At 37.6% G+C, this 12771-nt stretch carries 12 protein-coding genes; 8 read left to right on the top strand and 4 right to left on the bottom strand.

The window, feature by feature from the left end; genetic code table 11:
- Positions 1 to 97: 97 nt before the first annotated feature.
- Both GJU39_RS04670 and GJU39_RS04665 read right to left on the bottom strand, forming a co-directional pair.
- Positions 98 to 841, bottom strand: coding sequence for a LytR/AlgR family response regulator transcription factor (locus tag GJU39_RS04670; RefSeq protein WP_154279538.1), 744 nt, complete (start codon positions 839 to 841; stop codon positions 98 to 100).
- 1 nt (position 842) lies between these two features.
- Positions 843 to 2465: a sensor histidine kinase gene (locus GJU39_RS04665; RefSeq protein WP_154279537.1), complete on the bottom strand. Its 1623-nt coding sequence runs from the start codon at positions 2463 to 2465 to the stop codon at positions 843 to 845.
- Positions 2466 to 3050: 585 nt separating this feature from the next.
- On the opposite strand from GJU39_RS04665, the gene fumC reads away from it, so the two are divergent.
- The 7 genes from fumC to GJU39_RS04630 all read left to right on the top strand — a co-directional run bounded on the left by fumC (position 3051) and on the right by GJU39_RS04630 (position 8112).
- A complete protein-coding gene (gene fumC / locus GJU39_RS04660; protein ID WP_154279536.1) occupies positions 3051 to 4448 on the top strand; it encodes a class II fumarate hydratase in 1398 nt (465 codons plus the stop codon).
- Between the two features lie 176 nt (positions 4449 to 4624).
- Positions 4625 to 4963 (top strand): hypothetical protein, encoded by a 339-nt coding sequence (locus GJU39_RS04655; RefSeq protein WP_154279535.1) that lies wholly within the window; start codon positions 4625 to 4627, stop codon positions 4961 to 4963.
- Positions 4964 to 5012: 49 nt separating this feature from the next.
- On the top strand, positions 5013 to 5528 hold the full coding sequence (locus GJU39_RS04650; protein WP_154279534.1) for a fumarate hydratase: 516 nt from the start codon (positions 5013 to 5015) through the stop codon (positions 5526 to 5528).
- A gap of 1 nt (position 5529) precedes the next feature.
- Positions 5530 to 6336, top strand: a complete 807-nt coding sequence (locus GJU39_RS04645; protein WP_154279533.1) for a S1/P1 nuclease — start codon at positions 5530 to 5532, stop codon at positions 6334 to 6336.
- A 108-nt stretch (positions 6337 to 6444) separates the two neighbouring features.
- A complete protein-coding gene (locus GJU39_RS04640; protein ID WP_154279532.1) occupies positions 6445 to 6864 on the top strand; it encodes a hypothetical protein in 420 nt (139 codons plus the stop codon).
- Between the two features lie 2 nt (positions 6865 to 6866).
- Positions 6867 to 7301 carry a low molecular weight protein-tyrosine-phosphatase gene (locus tag GJU39_RS04635; protein WP_154279531.1) on the top strand — a complete coding sequence of 145 codons (435 nt, stop codon included), beginning with the start codon at positions 6867 to 6869 and terminating at the stop codon, positions 7299 to 7301.
- 49 nt (positions 7302 to 7350) lie between these two features.
- Positions 7351 to 8112, top strand: coding sequence for a ThuA domain-containing protein (locus tag GJU39_RS04630; protein ID WP_154279530.1), 762 nt, complete (start codon positions 7351 to 7353; stop codon positions 8110 to 8112).
- A gap of 185 nt (positions 8113 to 8297) precedes the next feature.
- Here GJU39_RS04630 and GJU39_RS04625 read toward each other — a convergent pair whose 3' ends face one another.
- On the bottom strand, positions 8298 to 8981 hold the full coding sequence (locus GJU39_RS04625) for a hypothetical protein (RefSeq protein WP_154279529.1): 684 nt from the start codon (positions 8979 to 8981) through the stop codon (positions 8298 to 8300).
- Between the two features lie 549 nt (positions 8982 to 9530).
- Here GJU39_RS04625 and GJU39_RS04620 point away from each other — a divergent pair.
- Complete coding sequence (locus GJU39_RS04620) at positions 9531 to 9986, top strand: ferritin-like domain-containing protein (RefSeq protein WP_154279528.1); 456 nt, start codon at positions 9531 to 9533, stop codon at positions 9984 to 9986.
- 53 nt (positions 9987 to 10039) lie between these two features.
- On the opposite strand, the gene cphA is transcribed toward GJU39_RS04620, so the two are convergent.
- Positions 10040 to 12655 carry a cyanophycin synthetase gene (cphA, locus tag GJU39_RS04615; RefSeq protein ID WP_154279527.1) on the bottom strand — a complete coding sequence of 872 codons (2616 nt, stop codon included), beginning with the start codon at positions 12653 to 12655 and terminating at the stop codon, positions 10040 to 10042.
- Positions 12656 to 12771: the final 116 nt, after the last annotated feature.

Here is a 12771-nt window from a genome sequence, read left to right as displayed (position 1 = left end):
TGGATGGATAATAATAGTTTTAAGATTACTTCGTGCCTCAATGGTCAAAATAGTGCAAAATTCCTTTGTGCACTTAGTGTCTTAGTAGTAAAAAATACTACTTCCCCAACACCGCCTTAACCATTTCTCTATTAGGTTTTGATACAGGAATCTTATCTCCATTACTCATCAATAATGTTCCGCCATCTTCTTTTAACCAGCTTTTAACAAATTTTGGGTTGACCAAATGACTTTGATGTGCTCGAACAAAGCCATGTGGTTTCAATAAATCTGAATATTCTTTTAACGGTTTTGAGATTAAGATTTGTTCTCCGCTCAATAAATAGAAAAAAGTATAAGTATTATCAGCCACACAGCGTACAATATCGTCAATAGAAACATAGCGAATTTCGTGCAGCTGAGGCAAAGCAATTTTAGGCACACCCTGTTCTGTAAGTTTTATTTGATTGAGCAAAAAGTTTAATTGTTCTCCGTTAGTTTTACTTTTAATGCGTTCTTCTGCTTTTGAAATAGCTTGTTTTAATTCATCTGGGTCAACGGGTTTAAGCAGGTAATCCAAGGCGGCAAATTTTACCGCCTGGATTCCGTAGTTATCATACGCCGTTACAAAAATAACTTCAAAAAATTTTTCAGTAAGCAAGGTTAGCAAATCGAAACCCGTTGTTTTTCCCATCTGGATATCGAGAAAAAGCAAATCAGGGCGATGCAGATTTACTTTTGCAAAAGCGTCATCAATGCCATTTGAAACAGCAACGACTTTAACTTCAGGGCAGTTCTTTGCCAGTAAAACCTGTAGGTTTTCTAAATTTGCCAGCTCATCATCTACTAAAATTGCCCTCATTTTATAACCATTGTTTTAAAGTAATTGTAACTACTGTTCCGTTTAAATCAGATTGAATATCTAAAACAAAAGGTGTTTCCTTATAAATCGTATTTAGTAAAGATATTCGGTTTTTACTCAAAGTTAAACCTAACCCATTGTAAGTTTGATCGGCATCAAAACCTTGTCCATTATCCTTAATTTCGAGAATCAAACTGGTAGATCGCTTATTAAAATTGATTTCTATATTACCGCTATTTCCTTTTTCGGCTATGCCATGTTTAACTGCATTTTCTACAAAGGGTTGCAAAAGCATGGTAGGTATTTCGATATTTTGAACATCTAAATCTATGGTCGAATTGATTTTATATTGAAGACCAAAACGCAATTGTTCCATTTGAAGGTAATCATCTAATAATATTTTTTCTTCTGTTAAACTGATGAGTTCTTTATTATCTAAAACATTACGGGTTAATCGAGCAAATTTGTTGAGGTACCGGTTGGCATTATCGATTTCGTTTTTGTTCATCAGGTTTTGAATGCCTGCTAGCGCGTTAAATAAAAAATGGGGGTTTAGTTGGGAGCGAACAGAGTTGAGCTGGAGTTGGGCGACTTCTTTCTCTTTATATTGTTTAGCAAGTTTTTTTGCGTCCTTCCTTTTGATGTAGATAAGTGTTGCAACAAAAATAACAGCAAGTAGTAATGGAGTAATGATTCCAAAAATTAACATCGTTCTTCCGGAGAACATTCTTGGTTCATCTAAAGTTATAGCAAGCGTGTACCTGGCTGTATATTTTTCTATTTCATTTGGCGAAATATCGCAATTACGGCAATTAGTCCATTTAATCATGGGCTGAATAATAATTTCATAGTCTCCCGATTTTTTGAAAATGTTTTTATCAAATTTTAAATAAGGTGAAAGCTGATTTGTTTCGTCGACAATGCCACCGTATTGCCAGGAAGTTGATTCGAATATTATTTTATTTGTTTGCTTATCTTTTATCGAGGTATAATATATGTAATCGATATCTGTTCTGTCTTTGACAATTGTTAGTTCATCATCTTTTTCAGTAAAAGTGAGCTTTGTTGCTTCTTTTGGATCGATTATATGGCTATAGTCAACGCCCTTGTCGGTTTTGAAACGCTTTGCAAAGGCTTTGATTTTTGCGCTCGGAAGGGACTTGCCATAAAAAACGGCTTTATCAATAACCAGCGGCGTCTCAATGCTGTAACCTAATATTGTAATTACTTTGCCTTTTATAGCAAAGGTTCCAAGTGTTGTAGAGCTAAATACTTCTTCATCTCCACCTGCATGAGTGTCTATCAGTTGCGCTTTATTGATAGACTTGTTTACCGCTATCGGTTTATCATCCACTAAAATGGTGTATCGATAATGCTCAATATTAATATTCTTTCTGAAATTAATTTGAAAACTTATATTTTTTACTTTGGGTAAATAACTAAAAGATGTATTAGGCTGGTTAGGGAATACATTCGAATAATAGACGTTTTTGGCTGAACTATCTACGGCCATGAGCAGTTTTCCTCCAGCAGAGTACATCTTATTAAAGTTGATTCCGTTTTGGGCTTTCACATTGGAAAACGCAATAATTAGGTTGAGTAGTATGAAGATTATCTTTTTCATAAGGTTTAATTTTTCATAAACCTCCAGTTAAAAGCCCATTTACAAAATGCCAAAATAGTAAATGAAACCATCAACTTAGAATTTGAATGGTTTTGAACAGAATTTAATCTATTTCGAAAATGTTAAAAAATAGAAATACCACCTAAAAAAAGTCATGCCCTGGTTAGCGTATATCTCTACACTACTGTGAATCAAGATCTTTTGGTTTAGCTATTGGCTCCTTTCTTGATATAACGGCTACAATAATTTGCGATACCGTTAGATTGTTCCTTGCCTGTTTTATCTGAACCGTTAATACGGCTTTAAGATGCATTTGCGTCGGGGTTGCTTCGGACCTGTGACAATTCCGGCCGAAGAAACTGCGTCTAAACTATGACCTAACATCATCTGAGCAGTTACATTTTTGTAAGCCGGGCGTTATGCTGGTAACAGTCTGATTTGACCTTGTAAAAGCAACCGATGCGTGTTTTGGTTTTTTCCAGATATAATCAAATAAGCCTCAAATGATACCTTTTAAATATCGAAGATAATACCTTGCTTTATAGGCAAAAAACTTAAATTTGCGGCAACAAAATCAAAATTATCATGAGTTTCAGAATAGAACACGATACGATGGGCGAGGTGCAAGTGCCAGCCGATAAATACTGGGGTGCACAAACCGAACGCTCACGCAATAATTTCAAAATCGGGCCCGAAGGTTCTATGCCTAAAGAAATTATTCATGCTTTTGGCTATTTGAAAAAAGCTGCTGCTTTGGCGAATACGGAGCTTGGCGTACTTTCTGCGGAAAAAGCAGAATTAATTTCAAAAGCTTGCGATGAGATTATTGCAGGCGATTTAGACGATCAGTTTCCATTGGTAATCTGGCAAACCGGTTCTGGTACGCAAAGTAACATGAACGGTAATGAAGTGATTGCAAACCGTGCCCACGTAATTAACGGTGGCGCATTGGCAGATGATAAAAAAGTGCTTCATCCGAATGATGATGTAAATAAATCACAATCTTCTAATGATACTTATCCAACTGCGATGCACATTGCAGCTTATAAATTAACCGTAGAAAATACCATTCCAGGTTTAGAGAAGTTAAGAAATGCTTTGGCTAAAAAGGTTGAAGAATTTAGTTCTATTGTTAAAACCGGCCGTACCCACTTTATGGATGCTACACCATTAACATTAGGACAGGAATTTTCCGGATATGTACAACAAATTGATAACAGCATCAGGGCAATTAAAAATGCTTTGGTAATGGTAGCTGAGTTAGCTTTGGGAGGTACTGCGGTTGGTACCGGTTTAAATACACCGAAAGGCTACGATGTTTTAGTGGCTAAAAAAATTGCAGATTTAACAGGTTTACCTTTCGTTACTGCTCCAAACAAATTTGAAGCTTTAGCTGCTCATGATGCTATGGTTGAACTTTCCGGTGCTTTAAAACGCACAGCGGTGGCTTTAATGAAAGTTGCCAATGATGTGCGGATGTTAAGTTCCGGCCCGCGTTGTGGAATTGGTGAAATTGTAATTCCTGATAACGAACCAGGTTCTTCCATTATGCCTGGTAAAGTGAATCCAACACAGCCAGAAGCATTAACAATGGTATGTGCTCAGGTAATGGGTAATGATGTAGCGGTTTCTATAGGCGGCATGTCCGGCCATTTTGAATTGAATGTTTTTAAACCTTTGATTGCAGCTAATGTATTGCAGTCTGCACGGTTAATCGGCGATGCATGTGTGTCATTTACTGATAAATGTGCGGAAGGAATTACCGCTAACTTACCGGAAATTGAGAAACATTTACAAAACTCATTAATGTTGGTAACGGCTTTAAATCCACATGTGGGCTATGAGAATGCAGCTAAAATTGCAAAGAAAGCACATAAAGAAAATAAAACTTTGAAAGCAGCAGCTGTAGAATCAGGCTTATTAACCAACGAACAGTTTGATGAATGGGTTCGTCCGGAAGATATGGTTGGAAGTTTAAAATAGACTTCGGGCTTGAATACAAAGATTTTTTAGCTGAATTAAAGCAGGTTTATTGATTAGTTTCAAAAACGCTGCTTTAATTAATTTGAACTTGCTGCATTGGCAAAGATCTAAAGATTATCTTTAAGTCTTGCTTGATACTGATCAAATAATAATAACAAATTAATAAACATAAAGATATGAATGGTTCAATGTGGCAGTTCTTGTTTACCCTGGTTTCAATAATTTCGCCACTTTTGGTGTTCATTGCTTGTTGCCTGTATATCAACAAAATAGTAAGGGCTGATTCTGTTCTAATGTGCATAGGTTCGGGAATTACTTTATTGCTGAGTGTGATGTATCAATTTGTAATGCCATATTTAATTCAAGACAGAGCGATGCCTGTTGGAGAAGTGAGTTTTTATTATTCTGTATTAGGAATGATTAGCTTTTCTGGTGGAGTTTGTTTCGCTATCGGACTCTTTATGCTAATCAATAATATGGTAAATGCCAATAAGCTGCTCAATGGAAAATTTTAGAATATCCTGAATTCCTTTGAGACCACATTTTACATTTTTCATAAGAACAATGCCAAAAAACAGTAATGAATTAAAGTTTCTTTATGTGATATTTTTCATCGCCGTTTTCCTGTATTCTTCCTGTTCCAGGTTGCCAAATATTCAGGGAAAAGGCGAAGAATTTATGCAAGGCGTATGGAATGAAGATTCAGTCGCGTTTAGCCATAAATTAAGTAATTATACCCAACACCATTTTAAGATTTCCTGCGATTCCATATATATCGATATGGTAACCCATAGCAAAGTAAACTTCTATGAGGATTCGTGTTTCAACAATGGCGTTTGGAAAGAGTATGCAAAAGGTGTTTATGCCGTTCGTGGTGATACACTGTTTGTGGGCGCTACCTATACACATGCCAGCTATAAACAAAAGATATCAGGTTGCTATCACATTGGCCGGTATGATAAAAATTTTCTGATCAAAAAAAGATCGGCAGATACTTTGATCCTCGAAAGCTTAAGTGATCAAAGCGAAATTAAACTATCACTTAAAGAAAAAATCACCTGCGTTCAAAAAGAATTATAAAATGATATTCAAATCCATTAAAAAGAAATTATCAACTGCTGTAGCCATCGGCTTGCTGGCCTATCTACCTATTGAAGCAAATGCCTGGGGCATGATTGGCCATCGCGTGGTAGGGGAAATTGCAGATAGCTATTTAAAATCAAAAACCCGTAAGGCAATTCAGTCTATTTTAGGTTCAGAAACTTTGGCAATGTCTGCCAATTGGGGAGATTTTATAAAATCAGATTCCACCTACAATTATATGTACAACTGGCATTTTGTAAATCTTCCCGGTGGGCTGGATAAACAAGGTGTTTACCATATTTTAGAAACTGAAAAAGCGCCAAATCTTTATAATAAGATCATCGATTTAACAGCCGTTTTGAAAAACCCGAGTAGCACGGCATCAGAAAAGAAGCTGGCTTTGCGAATGCTGGTTCACATGGCGGGCGATTTATGCCAACCGATGCATGTTGCCCACAAAGAAGATTTAGGTGGTAACAGGGTTTCGGTGATGTGGTTTAACGAAAAATCTAATTTGCACCGCGTTTGGGATGAGCAGTTAATCGAATATCAACAGTTAAATTATACCGAATTTGCCAGGACAATTAATCATCCATCAGCAGTTCAGCTATACAACTGGCAAAACACCAATTTAAAAGATTGTGTTTACGATGCCTATACCGTGTGTAGCAAAATCTATGATGGAACGAAGCCAGATTCCAGACTCAGCTATCGTTACAACTTTGATTGGTCGGAAACGTTGAACCAGCAGTTATTAAAAGGTGGCGTTAGGTTGGCAAAAATGCTTAACGACATTTACGGGTAACTTAATTATATCGAATTCAAATCCTCCACAAATTGGGGGATTTTTCTTTATGTAGCGAATTCATTGTTACTTTCGTTTACCTTATATAAATCCAAAAATGATAACGATATGAAAAAATTACTATTTGTGCTTTTAATCTGCACAGCGATTGCCTGTACAAAGGATAACTATAAAACGCTTATTTCAAAAAAATGGGTAATTGAGTCGGTAACGGTTACGCCTGCTATGAAAATGGGTGGTAAGACGAGCGATAATTATATCGAGCTCTCAGGGCCACAAAGTTGCGTAGCCAATTTATCACTTTCATTTGCTGAAAATGGCACCTACGTGGCTGGCGCTAATGGAGCACTTTGCGACATGATGACAGATGCCAGTATAAAAACCTGGAAAAGAGATGGAGACAAAATCATTTTATCCGGTTCTCCTGCCGCACCGCTATCGTTTGATGGTAAAAAGTTAACACAAACTGCCACTACGGAACAAGACGGAAGAACTTATACCTTTGTGTATATTTATAAATCTAAATAAGTTTGAGAATTTTAATGGTTTGTTTAGGAAATATTTGTCGTTCGCCGCTGGCAGAGGGCGTAATGCGTCATCTGGCAAAAGAGCAAAATTTAAAATGGGAAATTGCTTCCGCCGGAACGGGAAACTGGCACATCGGTCAGGCACCAGACCATAGAAGTATTGCTGCAGCCCAAAATTCTGGCTATGATATCAGCATGCAAAGGGCGCAACAATTCTCGGCTACTATGTTTTCAAAGTACGATTTGATTCTGGTGATGGATCGGAAGAATTTAAGCGACGTGAAGAACCTAGCAAAAACGCAGGAAGAGCAGCAAAAGATTAAACTTTTCTTAGAAGATGATGAATTGGCAGACCCTTACTGGGACAATGCCCTGTTTGCCCCCGTTTGTAAACAAGTCGAAGATCGATGTAAAGAAATTATCAAAGAACTTTCTTAAATTTATAGATATTACAGAAAAGCATATAAACGTCTAACCAAATTCTTCTATGAAAAAAATATTTATCATGGTGATTGCGCTAATCATCCTGCAAAGTGTAGCATTTGCAAAAAGCAATCCCCGTATTCTGGTTTTCTCTAAAACAAAAGGCTATCGCCATGCATCCATAGAAGAAGGCAAAAAAGCAATTATTCAACTGGGGCAATTGCATCATTATACTGTAGATACTACCGAAAATGCAGATTTATTTACAGAAGCTAACCTGAAAAAATATGCTGCTGTTATCTTTTTAAGCACCACAGGTGATGTGTTGAATGATGCGCAGCAGTCTGCATTTGAGCGATATATTCAAGCTGGCGGAGGTTTCGTTGGCATCCATGCCGCAACAGATACCGAATACGATTGGCCTTGGTATGGAAAATTAGTCGGTGCTTACTTTGTTAGTCACCCTAAAGTACAAGAAGCAAGATTTGTAATCAAAGATACAAAGCACCCTGCAACGAAGTTTTTAACAGATGCTGCCTGGATGCATACAGACGAACTTTATAATTTCAAAAACATTAATCCCGATATCAAAGTGTTGATCACGATTGATGAAACTTCTTATCAGGGCGGTACGAACGGCACCTTTCATCCATTCAGTTGGTACCATGATTTTGATGGCGGCCGGGCATTTTACACCGCTATGGGGCATCCTAAAGAATGTTGGACAGACGAAAAGTTTCTAAACCATCTAAATGGCGGATTAGCATATGCCATCGGAAAAAATAAAAAACTAAATTACCAGAAGGCAAAAACGAAACTTTTATGAAACCCTTAAATGTTGCTGTGGTCAATTTTGCAGTGATTTTTATGCCCAAAGAATCCCTTTTCGCATTAACAAGATAGATATAGTTTAACATGCAAAAGCTGGCTACTGCACCAAAGGTATGCCATAGGAAATGTGTACCTATAAAGTGAGTGCAAAGATGAATGCGAGGAGTGCAAAACTACCGTCTATTTGCCAAACGATTTTAGGAATATAATCGCCGGATTTTGATTTAGTGGTTTAAAAATGAGTTGCCGGATGATACGCTCGCCCGTCTTTGGATCTTCCGCTGTTATTTTATATACCCTTCCACCAAATTTTGATTCCAGGTTTGGCATCAATGAAGGCTCGTTGTGAACTAATGATGGCCGAAAAAGCACTGTGAAACGAATATCCTGGGCACCATTTTTCTTCGTGTACACTATTTTTTTTAGTTTTAATCCATCACTATTATCACTTGACTCCTGAAAAGCTTCATTTTCATAATATTGGTAATGGATATCCAGACCAAGCTTCTTTAGTTTTATCGGATTAAACTTTAGTGATGCTTTGCTATCCAGCTTTTCAAGCTGTGCGTATTTATCCGTTTTAAGATCAAGTAACTGATAACCGGAAAACACCTGGCTGCTTTGAATAATATTTCCGGTAGATGCCTCGCTGGTTTTATTTATCTCTTCCAAAACTTTGCTTCCATATACAAACAGGCTGTCTTTTGCATATTCCCGGACAGTATCATTATTTCTACCTTTCATTGATAAAGTATGGATGTACACGCCTACGGTATTTTTAATTTTATTTTGAGAAAATACACTTTGAACGCTCAAAAGCAGGATTAGAAAAAAAAACCGGGAAGTCTCTGTTAAATTTATCATTTGTTTTTACCGGTTAGTATTGCCCTATTGTCTTTGCAATGACTGGTCTAAATATAGTATAGTATTTTAAAAGCTACCATATATGTTCTTATTTATTTGGTGGTTTTGATGATTTTTTCAGCCATGGTCTCTACATTGTTGCTTTGCCTTCCAGTCCCCATTTGTTTTCCTGCTTCGGTCTGATAATATCCGTTTTGCATCGGAATGTGGCTCGTATAATTGTATATTATCAGGATATTTGAGATTATAAAATCAAGGGATGTGTATGCATTGCGGTGATAAAATAAAATGCATACAGCTTGATTTCTTTAGCGAATATCTTTCTTTAATTTATTACATCTAAAATCTGCATGCCTCTTTTCGATTGTGTTCAACTAAAATAACGTTTTAATATTTTTTATTGTGATAGGCGGAGATAAAATGATAAGCAAATAATCGACATAGAGTTTGGCTTCTAATGAATAACACTTTTGGGAATGAAGAATTAAAAATTATGACAAACTATTTCCTGTAGATCATGTTAAAATAGTACATCAAAACTTATTAAACATGAGCACTACAACATTAACAACAGAAGTATTGAACGACCTGGTTCAAATAAATAACGATCGCATTACAGGGTACGAAAAAGGACGCACTGAATTAAAAGATGAGGATGCAGATTTGAAAGCTTTATTTTTAGATATGATTTCAGAAAGTCAGAAATATAAAATGGCTTTAGGAACTGAAATTTCTGCCTTGGGCGATGATATTGATACAGGTACTACAAATTCGGGAAAAATTTACAGAGCCTGGATGGATGTGAAAGCATTATTTACGGGTCATGATAGAAAAACAGTTTTAAATAATTGTGAGTTTGGTGAAGATGCAGCTCAAAATGCTTATAAAATGGCTTTAGAGGTGGAAGATTTACCAGCACACATCAGAACGTTAATTTCTGATCAAAAAGCTTCGTTAAGAACTTCACACGATGAAATCAAAAGGCTACGTGATTCTCAAGCGTAAGATAGCTTAGTCAATAAAAAAACTCCTGATGATTCATCAGGAGTTTTTTTGTTTTAGGCTTCCAGTTCCCGATCAAGGTGTTCGGTAACCCGCTGAATGGTGTTATCAATAGTGTTACTTAAAATCGTTAAGTAAGATCCTTTTTTAGCGGTCTCAATTGCAATTTGCAAACATTCTGTACTTTTATTGTTGATGATCACTTCCTTATCCGGATCAACCTCCTTTATGCCTTGAACCAAGAGATTAATGAGTTCATCTTGTTGTCTGCCTCTTAAATATTTCTCCTGGCAAATATAAATCTTATCGAACATTTGAGCAGATATGCGTGCCGTTTCAATAATATCTTCATCACGTCTATCGCCAGTTCCGGAAATAATACCTACATGTTCTGTAGCTTCTACACTTTGCAAATATGCCTTTACGCCATTAAATCCATCAGGATTGTGCGCAAAATCTACCAGCACTTTAAAATCCTTAAATCTGAATATATTCATCCTGCCTGGTGTGTGAGCTGCCGATGGAATAAAAGTTTCTAAAGCCAAACGAATGTCTTCTGGTTTGTAACCCCATAGGTAGGTGGCCAAAGTTGCAGCCAAAACGTTTTGGATCATAAAGTTTACGGCCCCTCCGAACGTTAACGGAATATGGGTAGCCTTATCAACCCTCAACTTCCAATCGCCTGTTTTGATGGTGATATAACCATTTTCATAAATTGCTGCGATACCACCTTTTTTGCAATGTTCTTTAATAACAGGGTTGTTTTCATCCATACTGAAATAAGCCACATTACAGCGTGCATCTCTGGCAATCTTCACACAATAACCATTGTCAGCATTTAAAACTGCCCATCCTTTACGGCGAACTGCACCAACCACAACAGCTTTTACACGCGTTAGGTCATCAAGGTTATGAATGTCCGAAATCCCTAAGTGATCTTCCTGGATGTTGGTTATTACCCCAATATCGCAGGCATTAAAGCCTAAACCAGCTCTTAAAATACCACCTCGGGCGGTTTCTAGTACAGCAAATTCAACAGTCGGATCTTTTAAAATAAATTCTGCACTCACTGGTCCGGTAGTATCACCTTTCATCAACATGGTGTTGTGAACATAAACCCCGTCACTGGTGGTATAACCTACACGTTTACCATTACTGCGGATAATATGGGCAATTAACCGGGTGGTAGTCGTTTTTCCGTTGGTACCTGTTACGGCGATAATCGGGATGGAAGAGAGTCTGTTTTGCGGATAAAGCATATCTACCACAGAGGCTGCAACGTTTCTTGGCAAACCTTCGCTCGGTGCCAGGTGCATTCTAAAACCTGGAGCTGCGTTCACTTCGAGCACTACACCACCATTTTCAGTTAACGGTTGAGTAAGATTTTGTGCCATGATGTCAATACCGCAGATATCTAAGCCGATTACCCTGGAAATCCGTTCGCAGATAAAAATATTTTGTGGATGTACAATATCCGTAACGTCGATAGATGTTCCGCCCGTACTGAGATTGGCTGTAGATTTCAGGTAAACAATTTCACCTTTTTGAGGAATGGTTTCTAAAGTATATTCTTTTTTAGCCAATAAATCAAGTGTATCACGATCTACCGCAATTTCGGTTAAGACGTTTTCATGCCCGTAACCCCGTCTCGGATCTTCATTTTCTTTATCAATTAACTCCTGAATAGTGTGAATACCGTTTCCAAGTACGTGTGCAGGATCGCGTTGCGCGGCAGCAACCACTTTATGGTCAATAACCAGAACACGGAAATCGAAGCCGGTAATGAACTTTTCAATAATTACCTTGCGGGAATAAGTTTTCGCGTATTCGAAAGCTTCGCGAGCTACCTCCATCGTTTTAACATTGATGGTTGCACCTTTACCATGGTTGCCATCCAGTGGCTTAAATACCAAAGGAAAGCCTACTTTATTAACCGATGCTTCCAGGTCTTCGGGATTTGAAATCGTTACGCCAGATGCAACAGGAATCGCGGCTTCTGTTAATAAACGTTTGGTCTCTTCCTTATTACTGGCAATATCAACGGCTATGCTACTGGTTTTTTCAGTCATTGTTGCCCTAAAGCGAACCTGGTTTTTGCCATAGCCTAATTGCACTAATGAACTTTTATTTAACCTGATCCAGGGAATATTTCTACTTACCGCTTCCTGAACAATTGATCCGGTACTCGGACCAAGCGCTTCCAGTTCGCGAATTTCCTTCATTCTGCGAATGTCGTGTTCCAGGTCATATTCTTCGCCATCAATCAGTGCCTGTGCAATTTTCACAGCCGCTTCTGCAGCATATACCCCCACTTTTTCTTCCAGATAGCTAAATACTACATTGTAGATACCTTCAGTTTTAGTTTGGCGGGTTCTGCCGAAACCAGTTTCCATCCCGGCGATGGTTTGGATTTCCAGGGCAATGTGTTCTATTACATGCCCCATCCAGGTTCCTTCTTTCACGCGTGAAAAAAAACCACCCTCAACGCCTTTAGAGCAGCGGTGAGTAAACATACTTGGAAGTAGTTTTTCTATCCTCTCGCTAAAACCTTCTATAACATTAGTTGGCCTTTGCTCCAGTTCCTCTAAATCCAATCTCATCTGGATGAGTTTCTTACGGTTTATCGACCATATATTTGGTCCTCTTAATACTTGTATGTTATATATCTTCATGTAATGGGTTATCGTTTTTTATAAAAAAGCCAACATTTTGAGAAGGCCTTTTATCAACTTAGCAGCGCTAAAATTGATGATTGTAAAATATGCATTTATTTTGAAAACTAACACTT

It is taken from the genome of Pedobacter petrophilus, assembly GCF_009674725.1.
Lineage (GTDB): Bacteria > Bacteroidota > Bacteroidia > Sphingobacteriales > Sphingobacteriaceae > Pedobacter > Pedobacter petrophilus.
Note: the sequence above shows the minus strand (reverse complement) of the source record. Positions and strands in the feature narration are given on the sequence as shown.

Coding starts and splice junctions, on each gene's coding strand:
- GJU39_RS04655 (WP_154279535.1), top strand. CDS start 4,625: ATGAATGGTTCAATGTGGCAGTTCTTGTTTACCCTGGTTTCAATAATT.
- GJU39_RS04630 (WP_154279530.1), top strand. CDS start 7,351: ATGAAAAAAATATTTATCATGGTGATTGCGCTAATCATCCTGCAAAGT.
- GJU39_RS04650 (WP_154279534.1), top strand. CDS start 5,013: ATGCCAAAAAACAGTAATGAATTAAAGTTTCTTTATGTGATATTTTTC.
- GJU39_RS04640 (WP_154279532.1), top strand. CDS start 6,445: ATGAAAAAATTACTATTTGTGCTTTTAATCTGCACAGCGATTGCCTGT.
- fumC (WP_154279536.1), top strand. CDS start 3,051: ATGAGTTTCAGAATAGAACACGATACGATGGGCGAGGTGCAAGTGCCA.
- GJU39_RS04670 (WP_154279538.1), bottom strand. CDS start 841: ATGAGGGCAATTTTAGTAGATGATGAGCTGGCAAATTTAGAAAACCTA.
- GJU39_RS04620 (WP_154279528.1), top strand. CDS start 9,531: ATGAGCACTACAACATTAACAACAGAAGTATTGAACGACCTGGTTCAA.
- GJU39_RS04665 (WP_154279537.1), bottom strand. CDS start 2,465: ATGAAAAAGATAATCTTCATACTACTCAACCTAATTATTGCGTTTTCC.
- GJU39_RS04645 (WP_154279533.1), top strand. CDS start 5,530: ATGATATTCAAATCCATTAAAAAGAAATTATCAACTGCTGTAGCCATC.
- GJU39_RS04625 (WP_154279529.1), bottom strand. CDS start 8,981: ATGATAAATTTAACAGAGACTTCCCGGTTTTTTTTTCTAATCCTGCTT.
- cphA (WP_154279527.1), bottom strand. CDS start 12,655: ATGAAGATATATAACATACAAGTATTAAGAGGACCAAATATATGGTCG.